A 21,550-nucleotide genomic window follows, 5' to 3' on the forward strand; every position below is an offset into this window, starting at 1 on the left:
CTCGACATCAGCGGCCTGTCCGTCCGAGTGGGCGGGCAGGCCGTTCTCGATGGGGTGACCACCCGCGTCGACGACGGTGAGCTGGTCTACCTTCTCGGCCGCAACGGCACCGGCAAGACGACGCTGCTACGGACGATCTGCGGCGTCATACCTCCCGCGTCGGGCCGAATCCTGATCGACGGCAAGCGATTCACCGAACTCGACTCACCGTCCACGGTGATCGGTATGCACCTGGGCACCGACGACGCCCACCCCGGCCACAGCGCACGGCGTCACCTGACCTGGCTGGCACGGGCCGGTGGGATCCCGACCGGCCGGGTCGCGAGGTGCTCGACCTCGTCGGACTCACCGACGTCGCCGGCCGCCGCGTCGTCGACTACTCCCTGGGCATGCGCCAGCGACTCGGGATCGCTGCCGCCCTCCTGGGCGATGCGCGGACCCTCATACTCGACGAGCCGGTCAACGGTCTCGACATCGACGGCATCCGTTGGCTGCGAGGACTTCTGCAGGATCTCGCCGGCGACGGCCGCCGCCTGCTCATCGCCTCGCATCACCTCGACGAGGTGGCCCGCACCGCCGACCGCGTCGTCGTGCTCGACTCCGGCCGGATCGCGGCCGATGCGCCGCTGACCGAGTTCGTCGGCGGGCACGCCGATCTCGAGGAGGCCTACCTCGCCGCGGTGGGCGGGCACACCCCGGCAGGAGTCATCGCATGACCACCACACTCGCCGGCGTCGCGGGCCAGATACGTCGCGGCACACGCGCCGAACTCACCCGCGTCGGCGGTGCACGCAGCATCCTGCTCTACGGATTGATCCCGGGCGCGGTGTTGCTACCCCTTGTCATCACCCTCGGCGTCGCCACCGTCGCCGAACGATTCGCGTCGATCTCGGGGAGCATCCAGGTCACCTCGGTCACCACCACCAACTCGGTCTACTGGGTCATCACCTTCACCGTGATGATCTGGGCCGTCGTCGCCGCCTACGCACAGGCGACCGCCGAGCGCGGCGCGCTGGGAGAACTCGCCCGCCACCTCTACCCGCGGCGCTGGACCGGTCTGGTGTCCCGGTGGATCGCCTACGGCGTCGGTGCCGCGCTGTGCAGCGCCGCACTGGTCGCGCTGGTCATGGCGATCCTGCCCACCTTCTTCCCGAAGGTCTACAGCGGCGTCGACATCGGTTCACCCGAGGGCCTCCGCTTCCTGATCGCGGTACCCGTCTTCGCGGTGTTCACCGTCGGGATCGGCATCGGACTCGCAGCGATCATCGGACACCCGGCAGGAACCGTTGTGGCCCTCCTCGGTTGGACGTACGTCATCGAGAACGCGATCAGCCTGGTTCCCGACGGTTACACGCTGCAGCAGTACATGCCCTTCCTCAACGGAACCTTCGGCACCGGGCAGGAACTCGCATTCATGCCGCCGTGGGGTCCCACCGGCGGGCTGCTCTACTGCGGCGCGGTCGCGGTGGCCCTCTTCGTCCTCGGATGTGTCTCGCTGACGTTCCGGGTCAGAAGGACCGGTAGTCGCGCACCGTCATCCGCGGTCCGCGCCGTTCTCGCCGGACGCCGTGCAGCTCCACCATCCTGATGATCCGACGCCGTTGTCCGGCATAGGGTTCCAGTAGCTCGAGCATGCCCGCGTCGTCGACCGGTTCGCCGATGAGGGTCAGGCCCACCAGCGTCGGGATGTGATAGTCGCCGACCGACACCGCATCGGTGTCGCCGACGGCCCGGGCGCGCGTCTCCGCCTCGGTCCAGCGCCCCACGCCCCGCAGGAGCCGGAGCCGATCGTGGTGACGTTCGACGTCCATCGCGGTCGCCCCGCGGATCGTGCGCATGCGCACGGGTTCGATGCCGCTACGGTGCCACTCCCACGACGGGATGTCCGCCCACGCGGCCCGCGGCGGCGGTACACGCATCGTGCCGGGTACCGGACCCGGCGCCGGCTCGCCGAAGCGTCGGACCAGATATCGCCAGGCGCGAAAGGCCTCCGCCCCGACCACCTTCTGCTCGAGGATCGCCGGTACCAGCGCCTCCCACACCCGATCGGTGCGGCCGATCCGCAGGCCCGCCGAGCGACGGACGAGTCCGGCGACCACGTCGTCGTGCACCGCCATCGCCTCCGGCTCGTCGGAGGCGCCGAGGAAGTCCGGCAACTGCTCGAGCAACCAGTCGCCGCCGGGCCCCCAGGCGCGTCCCAGCACCCGCGAACCGTCGATGCGCAGCGTCACCGTGCCGGGCCCGTCGGGGGTCTGCACCGAACGCCAGATCGACCCGTCGTTGCCGTAGACGAACGTGGGGTCGCCGGCTCCGCGTCGGAGATGGCCGACGGTGCCACGGACGTCGAGCTGCCATGGCAACTCCCATTCCCGGGCACGCTCGTCGGCACTCACCGTTCCGAGCGTAGCCCGCCCCCGCGCAGTCCGTTTCTCGTCGAATTCTCCGAGAATGCACTCGCTGACGTGCGTCCTATTCGTCTGTCGTTCAGCGAATGGACGGCTCTCGCGAGATGCGTCGGTCGAAACCGATCAGACCGCGTAACCGCCACGGTTGGAAGCGGTCTTGCCCTCCTTGAGGACCAGAAGGATGTTGTCGTGGTCGGCGAGCGAGTCGATGTCGGCGAGCGGATCACCCTTGACGACGACGACGTCGGCGAGCTTGCCCGCCTCCAGGGTGCCCAGCTTGTCGGCGACGTCGCAGAGCTCGGCGGAGGTCTTGGTGCCGGCGACGATCGCCTGCATCGGGGTCATGCCACCGAACTTCACCAGGCAGCCGAGCTCGCCGAGGGTGGCACCGTGGTCGGGGACCAGACCGGCGTCGGTGCCGACGGCGACCTTGATCCCGGCCTCGACCGACGCCGCGATGGACTCGTGAGCCAGCTTGTGCCACTTCTCGGACTTGGCGACCGCCTGCGGCGTCGCGGTGTCCGGCTTCAGGGTCTCGATCAGAGTGGGGACCAGGAACTGACCGCGCTCGACCATCTCCGTCCGGAGTTCGTCGGTGAGTGCGTACCCGTGCTCGATGGAGTGCGCGCCACCCTGGACGGCGGCCTGGATACCGAGGAAACCGATCGCGTGCGCGGCGACCTTGCGTCCGCCGTAGTTCTCGGCCTCCTCGACCAGCGCGGCGACGATCTCGGTGCGGGCACCCAGCCAGTCCGGATCGTCGCTGGGCGAGGAGACACCGCCGCTGGAGGCGACCTTGATGACGTCGACGCCGCTGCGGAGCAGCTCGCGGACGGCCTTGCGCGCCTCGTCGACGGTGTCGACCAGCTCACCGCCGATCAGGCCGGTTCCGCTGAGGCCCGACGGGATGTGGAAGTCGGCGTGACCACCGGTCTGGCTGAGCATCTTGTCGGCGACCAGCAGACGCGGGCCGGCGACCAGACCGTGGGCGACGGCGTCGCGGACGCCCACGTCGACACCCATGAGGTCGCGGACGGTGGTGACACCGGCCTCGATGGTGGTCTTGAGCCGGTCGATGAGCTCGAAGAAACGGTACGACGCCGGCACCATCGCGGCCATGATCGGCGAGCCCTTGGTGCCCGGCAGCGAGAGATGCACGTGGCAGTCGAAGAACCCGGGGGTCACGGTGTTGCCCCCGACATCCACCTTCACCGGCTTCGCCGATTCGTCGATCTGCGGGGCACCGGAAGCCGCACCGGCGTAGGCGATCTTGCCATCGTCGATCACGACGACCGCGTCGGCGATCGGGTCGGCGCCGGTCCCGTCGATCAGGCGAGCATTGTGAAGGATCGTTGTGGTCATGACTTTTGGTTATACCGTGTATTCATTCTTTTCCCGGCATCCGAGGGAGAACCTCACACCGGGTCCCGCATTCATGCGCAGATTTGTTCCTCGGAATAGGCACGAAATTGCCACTCGCCGGAACCACGCAAACAAAATGAGGGATTCATACCGTTTTTCCGGCACGAATCCCTCACTTTGCGAAGTGGACTTCTACAGGTTGATCATGTGCCCGATCGCGCCGTGGAAAGTCTCTTGCAGCGCCTCCGACATCGTCGGGTGGGTGTGCACGTTGCGGGCCAACTCCTTGGCGGTGAGATCCCACTTGTGGGCCAGCGTCATCTCCGGGAGCAGCTCGGACGCACCGTCACCCACCACGTGGCCGCCGAGCAGCTCGTCGGTGTCGGCGTCGGTGACCAGCTTGGCGAAGCCCGCGGTCTCACCGAGACCCTGCGCCTTGCCGTTGGCGGTGAAGGGGAACGTGGTGGCCTTCACGTTGTAGCCCTCGTCCTTGGCCTGCGCCTCGGTGAGACCGAACGACGCGACCTGCGGCTGGCAGAAGGTGGCACGCGGCAGGAAGCGGTAATCGCCCAGGGTCATCGTCTCGGCGCCGGCCATGGTCTCGGCAGCCACCACACCCTGCGCTTCGGCAACGTGGGCGAGCTGCAGCTTGGCGGTGACGTCACCGATGGCGTAGATGCCCTCGACATTGGTGCGCATGTGGTCGTCGATGGCGATCGCGCCGCGATCGGTGAGTTCGACGCCGGTCTTCTCCAGACCGAAACCCTCGACGCGGGGGGCGAAACCGACGGACATGAGGACCTTGTCGACGGTCAGCTCGCCTTCTTTGTCCTTGGCGTCCTTGTAGCTGACGGTGACGCTGTCGCCGTTGTCGGTGACCGACTGCACCTTGGTGGAGGTGAGCAGCTTGACGCCGAGCTTCTTGTATTCCTTGGCGACGGCCTTCGACGAGTCGGCGTCCTCGTTCGGCAGGACGCGGTCGAGGAACTCGACGATGGTGACGTCGACGCCGTAGTTGGCGAGCACGTAGCCGAATTCCATACCGATGGCACCCGCGCCGACGATGACGATGGATTCGGGCAGCTCCCGGGTGAGGATCTGGGTTTCGTAGGTGACCACGTTCTCCGACAATTCGACGCCCGGCAGGAGCTTCACGGTCGAGCCGGTGTCGATGATGACGTTGTCGAAGGTGATCTCCTGATCTGTGGAATCAGATGCGTCTCCGCCGCGGACCTTGATGGTCTTGGCATCGGTGAACACGCCGTAACCGTCGATCTCGGTGATCTTGTTCTTCTTCATCAGGTAGTGGACGCCCTTGACGATGCCGTCCGAGACCTTGCGGCTGCGGTCGAACGCCGCGCCGAAGTCGAAGGACACGTCGCCACTCATGCCGAAGGTCTTGGCCTGGTGATTGAAGATGTGTGCCAGTTCGGCATTACGGAGCAACGCCTTGGACGGGATACATCCGACGTTGAGACACACACCGCCCCAGTACTTCTCCTCGATGACAGCGGTTTTCATGCCCAGTTGAGCCGACCGGATCGCGGCTACGTACCCACCTGGACCTGCACCCAATACAACTGTTTGAAAGTGTTCAGCCACGCCTGCCACCCTACGTCCCGTCGATGGTCCGTCGCAGTCCGTCCCGCTACTCCCTGGTAACACCACCACGATTTCAATCACTGTTTGAAACGCTGTTTGATCTGTGGTTCCATCCCACTGTGACCCAGACCACCGACGCGACGCCGTCCGGGACCGGCTCGCCCGGTACCCGCGAGACCCTGCTCGTCGTCGCCGAACGGTTGTTCCTGGCCGAGGGCTACGACAAGGTGTCGGTCCGCGCGATCTGCGCCGCCGCCGACGCAAACCCCGCGGCCGTGCACTACCACTTCGGGACCAAGGACGATCTGACCATCGCCCTTCTCGAATCCCGGCTGGCACCGTGCTGGGCAGACGCGCTGGCCTCGATCGATCCCGAGAACGATTCGGTGCGCCACGTCGTCGACGTCTTGCTCGCGCCGTTCGTCGATCTCCAGTGCGATCCGACCGGGCACCTACACCTGCGCCTGCTGTCGCGGTTCGTGCTGACCCACCCGACGGTCGGCTGGACCGCCCGGTGGTTCGGCCTCGATCCGTTCGCCGACCTCCTGCTCGACGCCATCCCCGGACTGCCCTCCCGCGCGGCACGGCGCCGCTGGGCACTCGCCTTCCAGCTGATCCTCCTGCGCTTCGGCAGCTCCGAGCCACTCGACGCCCAGGCCGTCGACGCCCTCGCGGGGTTCGTCACCGCGGGACTGTCGGCGCCACCAGACCCCAGCCCGTCCGAACAAGAAACCGATTGAGAGGAACCGACGTGGACAGCCCCGACGCCGGACCGTTCAGCCCAGCACAGCTCGGCCCGCTCACCCTGCGGAACCGACTGATCAAGTGCGCCACCTTCGAGGGCATGACGCCCGACGCGCTCGTCACCGACGAACTCGTCGAGTTCCACCGTGAGGTCGCGGCCGGCGGTGTCGCGATGAGCACCGTCGCCTACTGCGCGGTCTCACCGGAGGGCCGCACCGACCGCCACCAGATCTGGATGCGTCCCGAGGCGATGCCCGGACTGCGCAAGCTGACCGACGCCATCCACTCCGAAGGCGCACTCGCCGCCGCACAGCTCGGCCACGCCGGCGCGGTCGCGAACTCGGTGTCGAACCGTGCCAAGGCCTGGGGTCCGGGCCGAATCCCCGCGCCGATGGGGATGTCGTTGACCCACAAGGCGAGCGTCTCCGACATCGCCGAGCTGCGGGTGAAGTTCCGGCAGGCCGCCCGCATCGCCGTCGACTCCGGCTTCGACGGGCTCGAGATCCACTGCGGCCACAACTATCTCATCTCCAGCTTCCTGTCTCCCCTGCTCAACCACCGCCGCGACGGGTACGGCGGCAGCCTGGTCAACCGCGCGCGTATGGCACGCGAGGTCGTCGAGAGCGTGCGTGAGGAGGTCGGGGACGAGGCCGCGATCTGGGTGAAGCTCAACACCTACGACGGCGTCGGCAAGCCCGACATCGAACGGTCGCCGGAGGCACGAACGAAGGGCCGCGCCAAGCTCAGCGGCTTCAACGTCGACGAGGCCTGCCAGGTGGCGCAGCTGCTGGAGTCCGACGGCCATCTCGACGCCATCGAACCCACCGCGGGCAGCTCGCTGCTCAACCCGATGTACCTGTTCCACGGCGAGGCGCCGCGCAAGGAGTTCGCCGCCGCCTTCTCCGGTCCGATGAAGTACGGGCTCAAGGCTTTCGCGCCGATCTTCCTCAAGCACTATCAGTACCACGACGGCTACCTGCTGCCGCTCGCGCGGGAACTGCGGAAGGCCGTCGACCTGCCGATGATCCTGCTCGGCGGAATCACCGACCGGGCCTCGATGGACACCGCGATGGCCGAGGGGTTCGAATTCATGGCGATGGGCCGGGCGGTCCTCCGTGAGCCGGATCTGCCGCTGCGGATCGCCGCAGACCCGTCGACGACGTCGAAGTGCGTGCACTGCAACCTCTGCATGCCGACGATCTACTCGCACACGCGGTGCCCGATCCGCACCGGCGAGGTGCCCGATCCCCTCGCGGTCTCGTCGTCGGTGAGCGGCCCGGCCAGCTGACGCCGCGGTAGCTGTCGCGTGTCGTGGCGCCGACCGCACCGATACGCGACAAGTGCGCCGTGCTCCCGCCTATGGTGACCCCATGGCTCCTCGCCGCAAGGACACACCGCCGCCGGCGACCGGCGGAACGGAGAAGGAAGTTCTCGTCGGCTTCCTCGACTACCTGCGCTCGTCGGCGGTGTCGAAACTCGACGGTGTCGACGAGGCCGACGCGCGCGCAGCCGCCGTGCCGTCGGGCACCAACCTCCTCGGGCTGGTGCGGCACCTGACCTTCGTCGAACGGTTCTTCTTCCTCGGCGAGGACACCGCCGACTGGAAGGCGACGTTCACCTGCGGGGAGTCGGATACGGTGCCCGGCATCCAGGCCGGCTACCGGCAGGCGGTGGCCGAGGCGAACGCGGTCATCGAGGCCTACGCTGACCTCGGCGAGCCCGCGCCCAGGGCCGCCGGCCGACGATCCTCACCGTCGATGCGGTGGGCGCTGACCCACATGATCGAGGAGACCGCCCGCCACGCAGGCCATCTCGACATCATCCGCGAGGGCGTCGACGGCCGGACGGGCCGCTGAACCGGCCTCAGCTGCGCAGGAAGACCCCGTCGCTCTCTTCGTCGTCGTAGTACTCGATCGTCATCTTCGGGCCGTCGAAGGTCACCTGGGAGATGCTGCCGAGTTCGGCGTTCTCGTCGTGCAGGGTGAAGGTGAAGATGTTCCGATCCCAGTGTGCGAGTTCGTGTTTGCGGACTCCACCGGGACCCATCTCGAGGAACAGCTTGCCGTCCCGTTCGACGACCTCGGCCGGTCCGTAGACTGCGTTGGCATATGTGCCGACGAATGTCGGCAACGGCTGGGCCGGAGCAGGATTCGCCGGTGCCTGCTTTCCGACGAGGTCGCCGCTGGGCACACTCAGCGGCGCATATGCCTTGGCGTACAGCGCACGCCAGTCGCTGCGGATCTCACCGAACTGCACGAGATCCATGAACTCCGCGGCGAGTGCATCGACCGCCCCGATGGGTGCGGCGTTGGACAGCACCACGATCGCCGTGTCCGCGGACGGCAGGATCGAGAACGAGGTTCCAGCACCCGAGGCGAAGGCGCCGGCATGGCTGAACTGGGTGCGCGCATCGGTGGTGACGCCGACGTTGAAGCCGTGCCCGTAGAACCCGGCACGGTCGTCCGGCGACGCCGGCGGGTTGGACACGATCTGCGGAGAGACCGCCGGCAGCAGGGCGTCCGGCGCGACGATCTCGGCGCCGTTGTGCTTGCCCTGCGCCAGAACCATCTTCAGCCAGACGGCCATGTCGTTGACCGTGGAGCTCACCCCGCCGGCCGGCGACTGGGCGTCGGGGTCACGGGGGATGTCGGTCTTGGCCCACTTGCCGTCGATCTTGATGTGCCCGACGGCTCGGTCGGCCCGCTTCTCGAAGTCGGCGTAGCGGGAACTGGTGCTGGTCATGCCCAGCGGCCCGTAGATGAGGTCCTGCGACAGCGTCGGCCAGTCCTTGCCCGCCTTCGCGGCGACTGCCTCACCACCGGTGGTGACACCGAAGTTGGTGTACGCGTAGCTGATCCGGAACGGGTCGAGAGGCATGAACCGAAGCCGCTGGAGGATTTCGGTCTGCGAGTAGCCCATGTCCTCGAGCTTGTCGCCGGCGTGATCGGGCAGACCGGATCGGTGCGAGTACATGTCGCCGACGGTCACGGTCCGGGTGACGTACGGTTCGGCGAGCGCGAACCAGGGCAGCCCCTCGACGATCGGCATGCCCCAGGCAACCGTCTTGTCGGTGACCGCCGCGCCGACCACCGTCGATCCGACCGACTTCGACACAGACGCGAGCTGAAAGACCGTGTTCGGATCGACCTTCTGCCCGGTCGTCAGGTCCTTGACCCCGAACCCCTTCGCATACTTCGTCTCTCCGCCCGACACCACCGCCACCGCGAGTCCGGGCAGACCCGTCGACGACATCAACGACTCGGCGAGCCCGTCGAGCTGCCCGACCGCTTTGTCCACCGCACCGTCGGGTAGCGGCATCGCGTCCACGGCGTTCGGGTTCACCAGCGCCGACGCCCCCGACGGTTCGGTCGGCGGGTTGCCGGTGCCGGACGAGGCCGTGTCGCACGCAGCGACGAGGGCGATCACCGACAGGGCCGAGCAGGCCGCGAGTGACACGCGTCCCCATCCCGGGCCGCGCCATCGTGATTGTCGCCCCGCGGCGGAGTCGGTGTCGGGGCCGGAGCGTCGGACAGGGACCGAATCGGTAGTGGGCATGCGGATCTCCTCATCCTCGCGGAGAAAGATACCGCGAAGACGCCCTGACGTGCACATTCCGTGGTCCACCGGCACGATTTCGGCCTGGATGGGCACAGACGTGACGAGGGCGGGTCCCGCACCGGCGGTGACCTGCACCCGTCCCGCGTAAGTTGGACGCCATGACCGAGCACGCCGACGGCATCTCCACCAGCACCGACACCGACGATCCGTTCCTCTGGCTCGAGGACGTCACCGGCGACGACGCGCTGGCCTGGGTACGCTCCCACAACGACCCGACCGTCGAGAAGCTCTCGTCGTCGGACCGCTTCCGCGACATGGAGGCGTCGGCGCTGGCGATCCTCGACACCGACGACCGGATTCCGTTCGTCCGGCGTCGCGGTGGGTTCCTCTACAACTTCTGGCGCGACGCGACCAATCCCCGCGGGCTCTGGCGGCGGACGACGCTGGAGTCCTACGTGACCGATGCGCCCGAGTGGGAGATCATCCTCGACGTCGACGAACTCGCGCGCACCGAGGACGAGAACTGGGTGTGGTCGGGGGCCACGGTGCTCCGTCCCGAGTACGAACGCGCGCTGGTCTCGCTGTCGCGGGGCGGTGCCGACGCGAGCGTGATCCGCGAGTTCGACATCCCGACGCGGCAGTGGATCACCGACGGCTTCTCCTTGCCGGAGAACAAGTCGAGTGTGCGCTGGATCGACCGCGACACCGTCTATGTCGGAACCGATTTCGGCGATCAACCGGACGGCGTCGGGTCGTTGACCGACTCCGGCTATCCCCGCGTGGTCAAACGCTGGTCGCGGGGCACCCCGCTGGAGGCCGCGACCACCGTCTTCGCCGGCGAGAAGAGCGACGTGTCGGTGCACGCGATCTACGACGACACCCCCGGCTTCGAGCGACATTTCATCTTGCGTTCGACGGACTTCTTCAACTCGCTCATGTTCGAATTACGCGACGGCGAAACGGAACTCATCGACGTCCCGACCGATGCCCACGCCGGTGTGCGGATGAACTGGCTGCTGGTGATGACGCGGTCGGAGTGGACGGTCGACGGTACGACCCATGCGCCGGGCACCCTGCTGGCCTTCGACTACGACGACTACCGGGCCGGTGGCCGCGAGGCGACCGTGCTGTTCACCCCGGATGCCCACACGAGTCTCGTCGACTATGCCTACACGCGTTCGCAACTCATCATCGTGACGCTGCACGACGTGCACACCATGGTCGAGGTGCGCAAGCTCGGCAGCTGGGAGGTCATCGACTTCCCGGGCCTCCCGGGCCTCGCCACCGTGTCCGTGCTCGACACCGATCCGGACGAGAGTGACGAGGTGTTCTGGATGGCCACCTCGTTCACCGATCCGCCGAGCCTCCTGCACAGCAACGGGACCGCGCCGGAGGTCATCAAGCGCAGCCCGACGTACTTCGACTCCGAATCGGTGATCGCCGAGCAGCATTTCGCCACTTCCGACGACGGAACACAGATTCCCTACTTCGTGATCCGTGACGGGAGGTGACCAGCGGTCCCACCCTGCTCTACGGCTACGGCGGGTTCGAGAACTCGCTCACACCCAGTTACCTCTCGTTGTCGGGCAAGAACTGGATCGAGCGCGGCGGCATCTACGTCATCGCGAACATTCGCGGCGGTGGCGAATACGGTCCGTCGTGGCACACGCAGGCGCAGAAGGCCGGACGCCACAAGGTGTACGAGGACTTCGCCGCCGTGGCACGTGCCCTCGTCGACGGGGGCCTCACCACTCCGGAACAGCTGGGCGCACAGGGCGGTTCCAACGGCGGACTCCTCATGGGCGTCATGCTCACCCGATACCCGGAACTCTTCGGCGCGTTGGTGTGTCAGGTCCCGCTGATCGACATGAAGCGCTATCACCTGCTCCTCGCCGGCGCGTCGTGGGTGGCCGAGTACGGCGACCCCGACGATCCCGAACAGTGGGAGTTCATGAAGCCGTTCTCGCCATACCAGAACATCGATCCCGGCGCCTCGTACCCGCCGATCCTGGTCACGACGTCCACCCGCGACGACCGCGTCCATCCCGGCCACGCCCGCAAACTCGTTGCGCGGCTGGAGGAAAGCGGTCACCAGGTTCTCTACTACGAGAACATCGAGGGCGGCCACGGCGGCGCCGCGGACAACAAACAGGCAGCGTTCAAGTCCGCGCTCGCGTTCGAGTTCCTGTGGCGGACGCTCGCTCCTCAGGCGGATTGAGGTCGCAGCTCCACTACCCTGGGCAGCAGATCACCGCGACCGACAACGATGCCGCCCACGACGAGATGAGGAAACCTGATGGGGATCGACTACACCAAGCGCCCGAAAGCCCAACCCCCGCAACCGCCCGCACAGCCTCCGGCTCCGGGTCACGGCCAGCAGCCGCCGGCCCAGCCGGTGTCGCTCTCCAAGATCACGCTGACCAAGTCGGCGCCGAGCATCTCGTTGAGCAAGCAGGGCGCGGCCACCGGTCAGGTGCGCGTCAACCTCAGCTGGACCGCGAACTCCTCCGGCGGCGGCTTCTTCCGCAAGGCCAAGGGCATCGACCTCGACCTCGCCTGCCTGTGGGAATTCACCGACGGCAGCAAGGGAATCGTCCAGGCCCTGGGCAATTCGTTCCGGGCTCCCCGCGACGGGGAGCCGATCATCTACCTCGACGGTGATGACCGGAGCGGCGCCGGCGGCGAGAACATGTACATCGACCTCGCCGCCACGAACCGAATCCGTCGAATCCTGATCTTCGCCTACATCTACGAGGGCACGCCGAACTGGGCCAGCGCCAACGGCGTCGTCACGTTGTCGCCGGTCAGCGGACCGCAGATCGAGGTCCGACTCGACGAGGCCGACCAGTCCGCGATCTCCTGCGCCATCGCGCTGCTCGAGAACCGCGGCGGCGAACTGGTGATCAACCGCGAGGTGCGCTACATCCGAGGCGCTCAGGACAAGATCGACGAGGCCTACGGCTGGGGCATGAACTGGCGGGGCGCGCGCAAGTGACCGCCACCGCCCTGCCCGGTTTCCTCACCGGCCTCGCCGACGGATCCCTCCGGGTGATAGACCTGACCACCCCGCTGTCGAGTTCGACCCCAGCCCTGCGGTTGCCGGCCCCGTTCGCGAACCTGATCGACTTCAGCCTCGAAGAGGTCAGCGCCTACAACGAACCCGGACCATACTGGCGGCACAACAACATCCACACCGGCGAGCACATCGGCACCCACCTCGACGCACCGATCCACTGGATCAGCGGTCGCGACGGTGACGACGTCTCCCAGATCCCCGTGCAGCGGCTGATCGGTCCGGCAGCCGTCCTCGACCTGACCGCGAAGGTCGCCGACAACCCCGACTATCTGCTCGAGGTCGCCGACGTCGAAGCATGGGAGGCCGAGCACGGCGAACTGCTGCCGGGTGCCTGGCTCCTGCTGCGCACCGGATGGGAATCACGAGGTGGGTCGGAAGCGGAGTTCCTCAACGCCGACGAGACCGGCTCGCACACCCCGGGCGTCTCGGTCGAATGCGCCGAGTGGCTGGCCGTGCAGCGGCAGATCACCGGACTCGGCGTCGAGACCGTCGGTGTCGACGCAGGTCTCGCAGGTGGTTTCGAGCCGGCCTTCCCCGTCCACTACCACTTCCTCGGAAACGACAAGTACGGCCTCACCTCGCTGCGGAACCTCGGTGCGCTGCCCGCCACCGGTGCCGTGATCGTCGTCAGTCCGCTCCCGATCGTCGGCGGTACCGGCAGCCCGTCGCGGGTGCTGGCCATCGTCGAGAGCTGATCGGCGTGACGGCCTCAGCGACAACGTACGGCCCGACGGTCGCCGACGTCGCGGGCCGTGTTCTCGCCGATCTGGGCGTCGGTCACGCGTTCGGGGTCGTCGGCAGCGGCAACTTCGTCATGACCAACGCGCTGCGCGCCGGCGGGGTCGGATTCACCGCGGCACGCCACGAGGGTGGCGCGGCCTCCATGGCCGACGCCTACTCGCGCATGTCTGGACGGGTGGGTGTGCTGACGGTGCACCAGGGTTGCGGTCTGACCAACGCGGTCACCGGCATCGGCGAGGCGGCGAAGAGTCGTACCCCGATGATCGTGCTGACCGCCGACGCCCCGGCTGCCGCGCTGCAGTCGAACTTCCGGATCGACCAGGACGAACTGGCGACGAGCGTGGGCGCGGTGAGCGACCGCGTCTACGGCCCGAACACCGTGGTCGCCGATGTGACCCGGGCGTACCGGACCGCAGTGACCCAGCGCCGGACCGTCGTGCTCAACATCGCGATCGACGTGGCCGCGGCACCGGTCGAGGTGCCCGGGCCGGTCGCCGCTTCGTTCGGGGCACCGCGGATCCGGCCCGACGCCGCGTCGGCGGAAACCCTCGTCGCGGCGATTCGCGCGGCCCGCCGGCCGGTCTTCGTCGCCGGACGGGGCGGTCGTGAGGCCGGTCCGCAGATCGCGGAGCTCGCGGAGGCAAGTGGTGCGCTGCTCGCCACGTCGGCGGTCGCCAACGGCCTCTTCGCCGGAAATCCGTTCTCGCTGGGCATCTCCGGCGGCTTCTCGTCGCCGACGACCGCGGAGCTCATCGCCGGCGCGACCTCATCGTCGGGTGGGGATGCGCGCTCAACATGTGGACGATGCGGCACGGCCGGCTCATCGGCGACCAGACCGTGGTGGCCCAGGTCGATGTCGAGGTCGAGGCGATCGGCGCGCACCGCCCGGTCGACGTCGGCGTGGTGGGAGACTGCGCAGCAACCGCAGCCGACGCGCTCGCCGCACTTTCCGGTGATCCGCTGTCGCACAACGGATACCGGACCGATGATGTGGCCGAACGGATCGCCGCGTCGGCGCGGTGGCAGGACGTCCCGGTCACCGCCGAGCCTGTCGACGGCCGAATCGATCCGCGCGCGTTGAGCATTGCTCTCGACGAGATCCTGCCTGCCGACCGCATCCTGTCCATCGACTCGGGCAATTTCATGGGGTACCCGTCGACGCATCTGTCGGTGCCCGACGAGTTCGGCTTCTGCTTCACCCAGGCATTCCAGTCGATCGGCGTCGGACTGGGCACGGCCATCGGCGCGGCGATCGCCCAACCCGCCCGGTTGCCTGTCCTCGGCACCGGTGACGGCGGTTTCCTGATGGCGATCTCCGAATTGGAAACCGCCGTCCGCCTGGCACTTCCGCTCGTCGTGATCGTCTACAACGACTCCGCGTACGGCGCCGAGGTACACCATTTCGGCGACGCCGACATGACGACGGTGACCTTCCCCGAGACCGACATCGCCGCCATCGCCCGCGGCCACGGCGCGACGGGCGTGACGGTCACCGGGTTCGACGACCTCGACGAGGTTCGACGCTGGGTCGCCTCACTCGACTCCCCCGAACCGTCCGGCCCGCTGGTCATCGACGCCAAGATCACGAACGACGGCGGATCCTGGTGGCTCGCCGAGGCCTTCGCCGGGCACTGAGAGGCTCGCTTCGCTCGCGGCTGGAGGGAGCGGGACGGCTCAGCGCCGGCCCGCGAAGACCATCCGGCCGATGAGCCCGACAACGACCATCGCGACGCCCACCCCGCCGACGATCAGCGCGACCTGGGTGAGGTCGGAGTAGGCCCCGTCGATGATCAGCTCGGCCACCTGCCGACCCGATGATTCGGCACCCGCGACCTCCTGCTTGGCGCGGTCGGCGAAGAACAGGCCGATGACCCAGCTCGCGACCCCGGCCGCGGCAGCGCCCAGCCCGAGCCAGGCGAAGACCGTGCTGCGCCGGTGCGCGAGCAGAAGGGCGAGGAGTCCGGCGATGACCGCGACCGCCGCCGCACCCCGGGCTAGCATGGTGATCTGGCTGCCGACCTCGGCGTATCTACCGGCCTCGAGACCCGAAGCCCCGTTGGTCAATTCGACGACGACCGGTCCCGAGATCTCGTTCGGGGTGCCGGTCAGATTGAGCGCCCGGTTGATCATCGCGGTGATGTCGAGCTGCATGACGGACGTGTCCTCACCCGGTGCGGGTTCGGTGAACAGCCAGGCGTGCTGCTGGCCGACCACATCGGCGAAGTCGAGCCGGAACTGCTCGCTGTCGGTGTACGTCGCGGCCAGCGGACGCACCAGCGCACCCGCGATCGGGAGATCGGTGCGGGCGGTGGCCTGGGCGGCGATCTCGTCGGCGAGGTAGTCCTTCACCTTCTGGTTCTCGGCCATCGGCGCGACGGTGGAGACGAATCCGTCCTGGTCGACGATACGCAGGTCCAGCCACAGAGCCGGGACCGCGAGCACGGTCGCCGCCATCGCGACGAGCGTCATCAGAGCACTCAGAAAGCTTCGCACCCCACGAGGCTACCGAGCCCCGACTGCTACTCCCCGACGACGTCCGCGGCACGCCCGACGATCAGCGGATCCGGTCGACCGACGAAGTCGTGGTTCTTGCCGTCGTACTCGAACAGGCTGAGCACGTACCGCATCGCATTGATGCGGGCACGCTTCTTGTCGTTGGACTTCACCACCGTCCACGGCGCGTGGTCGGTGTCGGTGGCGGCGAACATCGCCTCCTTGGCCTCGGTGTAGGCGTCCCATTTGTCGAGCGAGGCGAGGTCCATCGGCGAGAGCTTCCACTGCCGGACGGGATCGATCTGGCGGATGGCGAACCGCGTGCGCTGCTCGAGCGGGGTCACCGAGAACCAGAACTTCACCAGGTTGATGCCGTCGTCGACGAGCATCTTCTCGAAGGCCGGGACCTGCGACATGAACTGTGTGTACTGCTGCGGATTACAGAAACCCATGACGCGTTCGACGCCGGCCCGGTTGTACCAGGACCGGTCGAAGAAGACCATCTCGCCACCGGCCGGCAGGTGCTGGACGTAGCGCTGGAAGTACCACTCGGTCGCCTCGCGCTCGCTCGGCTTCTCCAAGGCGACCACGCGAGCACCACGCGGGTTGAGGTGTTCGTTGAAGCGTTTGATCGTGCCGCCCTTGCCGGCGGCGTCACGACCCTCGAAGACCAGCAGGTGGCGCTGCCCGGTCTGCTTGGACCACTTCTGGAGCTTGAGCAACTCGATCTGCAGGCGACGTTTGGTGACCTCGTACTCGCGCCGGCTCATGCGCTCGGAGTACGGGTAGTCCTGACGCCAGGTGTCGACCACGTTGCGATGCGGCAGCGTCAGCAGGACGGGGTCGTCGTCATCGTCGTCGTTCACGGTGAACTGGGTGACATCGTGCAGGTCGACGAGTTGCTGAAGTGCCTCTCGGCCGTTCAGGACACTGAAGTCCGGGCCGACGTGGGGGTCTGCGTCGTGTAGATCGGTCACGATCCCAACGATAGGACGACCGGGTGGACCACGCCCGACGCGCCGGTGAACGACGCGCCGCGTCGGGCGGGTTTGGTCTCAGATCGGTGGACGAGCCGACCGGTCAGTTGCGCAGATCGATGGAACCCGAATGCAGGCAGGCCTTACCGGTAACCGAATCGAAGGCCGCCGCGAAGCCGCCGCTGCACACCGCGCCGTCGGGTCCGGCGTAGGCCTGGCCACCCCAGCCGCCGACCGCCACCGTGGTGCCGCCGCGCCGCGCCTGCGCGATCGACAGCGCCTTGGGACCGGTGGTCACCGAGTACGCCACGCCGCGCGAGTTGGCACCTGCGAGGGCCGACGAGCCCGGCTGCAGGTTGTACGACGAGGCGTTGCCGCCGTTGTCCGACACGGAGATGGCCGTGCCGTTGCCACTGCGGTCCTCGGCGGTCGCGCGGCTACCCAATCCGGCCTTGGCGCCGCAACCGCTCGCACCTACGACCCGTTCGATCTGTTGCCCGTTCGACGCCGTGCACTGAACAGCCGATGCGACACCCTCACCGGACAACCCGGCGAATGCGACACAACCGGCGCCACCGGCGAGGAAGACCAACGCCCGGACGGCAAATTTGTTCATTTTCAAGGGATTTGGCCTCCATGGTGCAACGGCTGGGCTGATGACGATCCCAGGGTACCCGCGGTCCGCGCGGGCCACCCGGGGGATCGTCGGGTCGACACCGTCCGGATGACGGCGACCCGGTTCGGGCGCGGTTTGCTCAGCCGGCGGCGCGCTTCTCGGCTTCGGCGGTGAGCCCCTTGCGCGAGGTGTCGACGGCCATCTTCTGGGCGCGCTTGACGATCAATCCGGGCAGTTTGATCTTGAGATCGACCTCCAGGTCGAAGTGCACGTGCGAACCGGTGTCGGTCGCGGTGACGGTGTACTTGCCGCGCTGTTCACTGAGCTGATTCGACTTGATCAGGCGCCATTCGCAGGTCGTGTCGGTCCACTCGTACGTACAGGTCTGTTCGTCGGAGATACCCGCCGCGGTGACCACCATGCGCACGGTCCTCGGTGCGCCGTCGTCGTGCTCGTCGATGATCTCGGCCTCTTTGTGGGGGCCCGACCACTCGGGGAGGGACTCGATGTCCATGAGTACTTCCATCACCACCGAGACCGGGGCGGCGATGTGGAATTCGATGTTCGCGGAGACAGCATGGGGTGAACCTACCGTCCGGCCTCCGCGGGCACACACCGAACCGTGCGCCGTCGGGATTCGTCCTGGTCGGGTGACCAGGTTCACCCAGCTCGCGCCTCGACGGGGATCAGCTCTCCCGGTCGACGAGGTTCACCGGCCACGCCTCGTCGGGGATGTCGCGGAGTGTGCACGCCTGGTCCGCCGCCGTGAACCATCCTCGGAAATGCATGATCTCGCCGATGACCGGATTGCGAACCGTCATGTCACAGCGGAAGCGTTCGCGCTTCTCGTCCCACCCCTCGATGTAGTTCATCTGCGCGGTGAAGAGGCCCTTCATGCCCACCTTCGGTCCGCGCCCCAGCCAGCGCATCGGTCCGCTCTCGAGGAGCAGCTCGCCGGCCGGGGTCACCGACGGCTCGATCGGATAGAGGAACTCGGGTCCGTCGCCGAAGTAGTCGACGAGTCCGCTGCGTCCCGCGACGAGGAGGGAGTTGAGCTTGCGCGGGCCGGTCGTGTACCGGAAGGTCCGCAGTACCGCGAGGGACTCGCGCTCGAGTTCATCGACGTAGCAGTAGTAGGCCTGGGTGAACGGGACCATCCGACTGGTCTTGGACGGCAGGGCGTTCCGCTTGGCGTAGTGCCAGAGAGCCGGTGGGGGCAGGACCGAGGACACGTACACCGACTCGTACATGCCGTGGCAGATCTGGGCGACCCCGGAGGTGGAGTCGATGCCGTAACGCCATGCGACGTTGGGGTGGAGGCGGTCGAAGTCCGAGCCCAGCTCATGCCGGAAGACCGGCGTCATCGTGTCCCCTCCCGAACTCGGCCCAGCGTCGTTCACACGGCGTACTGCCACCGAGGTGGCGCCACCGTGAACCTACTACGGAGCCCGCCGCAAGCCAACGACGTACAGATGACCAGGTCTGCGGGTTCGTCAGAACCGGCGGGAATGCCTACCGGTAGACCGCGGCGTCGCAGAGCGCGGCCAGTTCGGCGATGACGCGATCGAGCGGTTCGACGCTGCGCTGCGTCTGGCAGAGTGCGACCGCCCCCTCGATGGCGGCCACGATCAGGTTCGCCAGCGAATCGGCGCGCTCGCTGTCCACACCGTCGACGACGAGCCGGGCGGTGATCAGATCGGCCCAGCGGCGGAGGATCTCGGCGGCGGTGTCGGCCACCTCGGGCTCGCCGCGACGCGCCAGGCCGCCGGCCATGACCGGGCAACCGAACTGAAAGTCGGTGTTGACCAGCATGCGCCGCCACACGCCGCCGATCTCGCGAACCGTCTCGGCGGGGGTGAGCGTGGCCCGGCGCGCGAGCCGCTCGGCGATGAAGTCTCCCGCGTACCGGACCGCCTCGGTCATGAGCTGCGTCTTGCCGCCGGGAAAGTGGTGGTAGATGGACCCGCGGGGCGCGGCGCTCGCGGAGATGACGTCGCCGATCGAGGTCCCGGCGACACCGTCGCGGCCGATCAGGTCCGCGGCATGGACGATCATCCGCTCACGCGGACCACGCTCATCCGAACCGGAGATGACGGATTCGGCGGAATGCGGCGCCATGACCTGCTCCTTCATCTCGTCCGGGTGGTCTATGCGACTATACATAGCCCGATCGCCCGGGAGGCGTGTCCGACCGGGTACGCAGACCTTGGTCGCACGCGCCACGGCCACGTGCATGGTCTTCCGATAGGCCGGGTCAGGCCTCGACGAGGAAACGTTCGCGGATCTTGTCCTGCTCGCGGGTACCGATTCCGAGCGCCTCGCTGAAGTACCCCTCGATGCCGCCGTATCTGGTCCGCACCTCGTCGAAGGCCGCGTCGAGGTATCCCGCGTCGACGCCGAGAACGCCGACGAGAAGTTGCGGGTCGCCGCCCGCGGCCGCGAAGCCGTCGAAGATGTGCTTCAGCGCCGGGATGAGGCGCTCGTTGGTCAGCAGGTAGTCGCGGTAGACGTCCTCTTCACCCACCCCGACCAGGGTGAGAAATGCCGCGGCGGCCCAACCGGTGCGGTCCTTGCCGGTCGTGCAGTGGAAGAGAATCGGGCTCGGCGCGTCGCCGAGGAGTCCGCGATAGAACTCCGAGTAGGCGGCGGTGGCACTCGGCAGGGTGATCATCTCGCGGTAGGTCCCGGAGATCATCTCGCGCGCCTTGCCGCCGGACAGGACCTCGTCGGCCTGGGCGACCACGGCCGGATCGGCAAGTACGGCACCGATGTTGGCCGGGATCGACATCTGCGCGTCGGCGAGCACGTCGAGCCCGACCTCGGTGACATCGGGCAGGGACGGGTCCGGGATGGCCTCCCTCTCGTGCACCGAACGGAGGTCGTAGACCGTGCGCAGGCCGAGGCCCTCGAGGGCGGCGACATCGGAGTCGGTGAGCGACGAGAAGTCCGTCGACCGGAACAGCAACCCGGATCGCACCACTCGCCCGTCGGCGGTCCGCCAGCCGCCGAGGTCACGCAGATTCGGGAGGCTGCCGATCGGGCTCGGCGCACCGGGTGTCACAGTCACGCGACTCATCGTTGCAGATGAACACGCCTCACCGGCGTCCAGCCGGTCGATCAGCGGGTCAGAGCACGCTCGAGCATCGGCCACGACTTGGCCAGCTGGTCCTGCCAATACGGCCACGAATGCGTCCCGGGCTCGTAATCGAACGTCGCGGGGATGCGTAGCTGCTTGAGCCTCTTCTCGAGGTTCTGCGTGCAGTGATACGTCGCCGCCTCGATGGCACCGCCCACCGCTATTTGATCGGCGTAGATGACGGTGTCGCCATCGATCCCCGCGCCGGTGAGCCGATCGTGCGGGCCGGGCAGGCCGGTGCCCGAACTGATGTAGATAGACTTCCCGCGGAGCTTGCCGGCGTTGACCACCGGGTCGTGCTCCCGCCACGCCGGCGACCCGATCGGCCCCCAGATATTGGTCACGTCACCGCCACCGCGGAGTTCGACCACCGCCTGGATCGCGAGTCGGCCGATGTTGGTGCTCGTCTCCGCGCAGCCGCTGTACGACGCCACCGCGGTGTAGAGGCCGGGAGCGGCCTCGGCGAGGCTCAGCGCCGAGGTTCCCGCCATCGAGATGCCGGCGATGGCATTGACGCCGCTGGTGCTGAGCTTGTCATCGATGACCGGTGGGAGCTCCCTGGTCAGGAAGGTCGTCCATTTGTTGCGACCGAGGACCGGATCAACCCTCACCCAATCGGTGTAATAGCTGTACGCGCCGCGCATGGGAACGACGACGTTGACATTTTTGTCGTCGACGAAGTCGACGATATCGGGCTCTTCCTGATTGACGGTGCGTAGAACGGGTTCTACCGGGCACAAGATGTAGGTCGGGTTCGGCGGCGGCGAGCCGGGGATGCGGGCGGGTCCTGTGGTGTGAAGATGAAAGCCCCTACACCTCATCACTCACACCGACAGGACC

The 21,550-nt window shown here is 67.5% G+C and carries 18 protein-coding genes and 4 pseudogenes; 10 read left to right on the top strand and 12 right to left on the bottom strand.

Annotated features, from left to right (window positions below; genetic code table 11):
* Positions 1–54: 54 nt before the first annotated feature.
* The 3 genes and pseudogenes from BJF87_RS27190 to BJF87_RS05765 form a co-directional block, all read left to right on the top strand.
* Positions 55–210 (top strand): annotated as a pseudogene (locus tag BJF87_RS27190) (ATP-binding cassette domain-containing protein); the annotation flags it as partial.
* Entirely contained in the window at positions 189–716 is a 528-nt protein-coding gene (locus BJF87_RS05760; RefSeq protein ID WP_396246693.1) for an AAA family ATPase, read from the top strand. The pseudogene BJF87_RS27190 and the gene BJF87_RS05760, both read left to right, overlap by 22 nt.
* The gene (locus BJF87_RS05765; RefSeq protein ID WP_006358317.1) at positions 713–1,588 is read left to right on the top strand and encodes an ABC transporter permease; all 876 of its coding nucleotides are present in this window, start codon (positions 713–715) and stop codon (positions 1,586–1,588) included. Before BJF87_RS05760 ends, BJF87_RS05765 begins: the two co-directional genes overlap by 4 nt.
* Here BJF87_RS05765 and BJF87_RS05770 read toward each other — a convergent pair.
* From BJF87_RS05770 to lpdA, 3 genes are all read right to left on the bottom strand, one after another.
* Positions 1,509–2,393 carry a DNA-3-methyladenine glycosylase gene (locus BJF87_RS05770; RefSeq protein WP_006358316.1) on the bottom strand — a complete coding sequence of 295 codons (885 nt, stop codon included), beginning with the start codon at positions 2,391–2,393 and terminating at the stop codon, positions 1,509–1,511. The two genes, BJF87_RS05765 and BJF87_RS05770, sit on opposite strands and share 80 nt — an antisense overlap.
* A gap of 135 nt (positions 2,394–2,528) precedes the next feature.
* Entirely contained in the window at positions 2,529–3,767 is a 1,239-nt protein-coding gene (locus BJF87_RS05775) for an amidohydrolase family protein (protein WP_006358315.1), read from the bottom strand.
* Between the two features lie 192 nt (positions 3,768–3,959).
* The gene (gene lpdA, locus BJF87_RS05780) at positions 3,960–5,369 is read right to left on the bottom strand and encodes a dihydrolipoyl dehydrogenase (RefSeq protein WP_035752043.1); all 1,410 of its coding nucleotides are present in this window, start codon (positions 5,367–5,369) and stop codon (positions 3,960–3,962) included.
* A gap of 119 nt (positions 5,370–5,488) precedes the next feature.
* On the opposite strand from lpdA, the gene BJF87_RS05785 reads away from it, so the two are divergent.
* From BJF87_RS05785 to BJF87_RS05795, 3 genes are all read left to right on the top strand, one after another.
* Positions 5,489–6,109, top strand: coding sequence for a TetR/AcrR family transcriptional regulator (locus BJF87_RS05785; protein ID WP_035752045.1), 621 nt, complete (start codon positions 5,489–5,491; stop codon positions 6,107–6,109).
* 11 nt (positions 6,110–6,120) lie between these two features.
* On the top strand, positions 6,121–7,401 hold the full coding sequence (locus BJF87_RS05790) for an NADH:flavin oxidoreductase (RefSeq protein WP_006358312.1): 1,281 nt from the start codon (positions 6,121–6,123) through the stop codon (positions 7,399–7,401).
* An 82-nt stretch (positions 7,402–7,483) separates the two neighbouring features.
* Positions 7,484–7,969, top strand: a complete 486-nt coding sequence (locus BJF87_RS05795) for a DinB family protein (RefSeq protein WP_035752049.1) — start codon at positions 7,484–7,486, stop codon at positions 7,967–7,969.
* 7 nt (positions 7,970–7,976) lie between these two features.
* Here BJF87_RS05795 and BJF87_RS05800 read toward each other — a convergent pair whose 3' ends face one another.
* A complete protein-coding gene (locus BJF87_RS05800) occupies positions 7,977–9,569 on the bottom strand; it encodes a serine hydrolase (RefSeq protein ID WP_035752130.1) in 1,593 nt (530 codons plus the stop codon).
* A 260-nt stretch (positions 9,570–9,829) separates the two neighbouring features.
* On the opposite strand from BJF87_RS05800, the pseudogene BJF87_RS05805 reads away from it, so the two are divergent.
* From BJF87_RS05805 to BJF87_RS05820, 4 genes and pseudogenes are all read left to right on the top strand, one after another.
* Positions 9,830–11,889, top strand: a pseudogene (locus tag BJF87_RS05805) (prolyl oligopeptidase family protein).
* Positions 11,890–11,967: 78 nt separating this feature from the next.
* A complete protein-coding gene (locus tag BJF87_RS05810; RefSeq protein ID WP_006358308.1) occupies positions 11,968–12,666 on the top strand; it encodes a hypothetical protein in 699 nt (232 codons plus the stop codon).
* Positions 12,663–13,442, top strand: a complete 780-nt coding sequence (locus tag BJF87_RS05815; protein ID WP_006358307.1) for a cyclase family protein — start codon at positions 12,663–12,665, stop codon at positions 13,440–13,442. Before BJF87_RS05810 ends, BJF87_RS05815 begins: the two co-directional genes overlap by 4 nt.
* A gap of 5 nt (positions 13,443–13,447) precedes the next feature.
* Positions 13,448–15,123: pseudogene (locus BJF87_RS05820) on the top strand (thiamine pyrophosphate-binding protein).
* A gap of 39 nt (positions 15,124–15,162) precedes the next feature.
* Here BJF87_RS05820 and BJF87_RS05825 read toward each other — a convergent pair.
* The 8 genes and pseudogenes from BJF87_RS05825 to BJF87_RS05860 form a co-directional block, all read right to left on the bottom strand.
* Complete coding sequence (locus BJF87_RS05825) at positions 15,163–15,957, bottom strand: hypothetical protein (RefSeq protein ID WP_006358305.1); 795 nt, start codon at positions 15,955–15,957, stop codon at positions 15,163–15,165.
* A 50-nt stretch (positions 15,958–16,007) separates the two neighbouring features.
* A complete protein-coding gene (ppk2, locus tag BJF87_RS05830) occupies positions 16,008–16,958 on the bottom strand; it encodes a polyphosphate kinase 2 (RefSeq protein WP_006358304.1) in 951 nt (316 codons plus the stop codon).
* 103 nt (positions 16,959–17,061) lie between these two features.
* A complete protein-coding gene (locus BJF87_RS05835) occupies positions 17,062–17,580 on the bottom strand; it encodes a DUF6764 family protein (protein WP_035752055.1) in 519 nt (172 codons plus the stop codon).
* A gap of 133 nt (positions 17,581–17,713) precedes the next feature.
* Positions 17,714–18,190, bottom strand: coding sequence for an SRPBCC family protein (locus tag BJF87_RS05840; RefSeq protein WP_262338881.1), 477 nt, complete (start codon positions 18,188–18,190; stop codon positions 17,714–17,716).
* Between the two features lie 70 nt (positions 18,191–18,260).
* Positions 18,261–18,938, bottom strand: coding sequence for a DUF4166 domain-containing protein (locus tag BJF87_RS05845; protein WP_075862801.1), 678 nt, complete (start codon positions 18,936–18,938; stop codon positions 18,261–18,263).
* A gap of 148 nt (positions 18,939–19,086) precedes the next feature.
* Complete coding sequence (locus BJF87_RS05850; RefSeq protein ID WP_075862808.1) at positions 19,087–19,692, bottom strand: TetR/AcrR family transcriptional regulator; 606 nt, start codon at positions 19,690–19,692, stop codon at positions 19,087–19,089.
* A 136-nt stretch (positions 19,693–19,828) separates the two neighbouring features.
* Entirely contained in the window at positions 19,829–20,641 is an 813-nt protein-coding gene (locus BJF87_RS05855) for a tyrosine-protein phosphatase (protein ID WP_075862802.1), read from the bottom strand.
* A 50-nt stretch (positions 20,642–20,691) separates the two neighbouring features.
* Positions 20,692–21,411: pseudogene (locus BJF87_RS05860) on the bottom strand (alpha/beta hydrolase); the annotation flags it as partial.
* Between the last annotated feature and the right edge of the window lie 139 nt (positions 21,412–21,550).

Origin of the sequence: Gordonia sp. CNJ-863, from assembly GCF_001942325.1 — a bacterium.
Classification (GTDB): Bacteria; Actinomycetota; Actinomycetes; order Mycobacteriales; family Mycobacteriaceae; genus Gordonia; species Gordonia alkanivorans.

What these genes read in the sequence shown, in the direction of transcription:
- BJF87_RS05765 (WP_006358317.1), top strand. Translation starts at nt 713, where the DNA reads ATGACCACCACACTCGCCGGCGTCGCGGGCCAGATACGTCGCGGCACA.
- BJF87_RS05775 (WP_006358315.1), bottom strand. Translation starts at nt 3,767, where the DNA reads ATGACCACAACGATCCTTCACAATGCTCGCCTGATCGACGGGACCGGC.
- BJF87_RS05795 (WP_035752049.1), top strand. Translation starts at nt 7,484, where the DNA reads ATGGCTCCTCGCCGCAAGGACACACCGCCGCCGGCGACCGGCGGAACG.
- BJF87_RS05810 (WP_006358308.1), top strand. Translation starts at nt 11,968, where the DNA reads ATGGGGATCGACTACACCAAGCGCCCGAAAGCCCAACCCCCGCAACCG.
- BJF87_RS05825 (WP_006358305.1), bottom strand. Translation starts at nt 15,957, where the DNA reads ATGACGCTCGTCGCGATGGCGGCGACCGTGCTCGCGGTCCCGGCTCTG.
- BJF87_RS05845 (WP_075862801.1), bottom strand. Translation starts at nt 18,938, where the DNA reads ATGACGCCGGTCTTCCGGCATGAGCTGGGCTCGGACTTCGACCGCCTC.
- BJF87_RS05850 (WP_075862808.1), bottom strand. Translation starts at nt 19,692, where the DNA reads ATGGCGCCGCATTCCGCCGAATCCGTCATCTCCGGTTCGGATGAGCGT.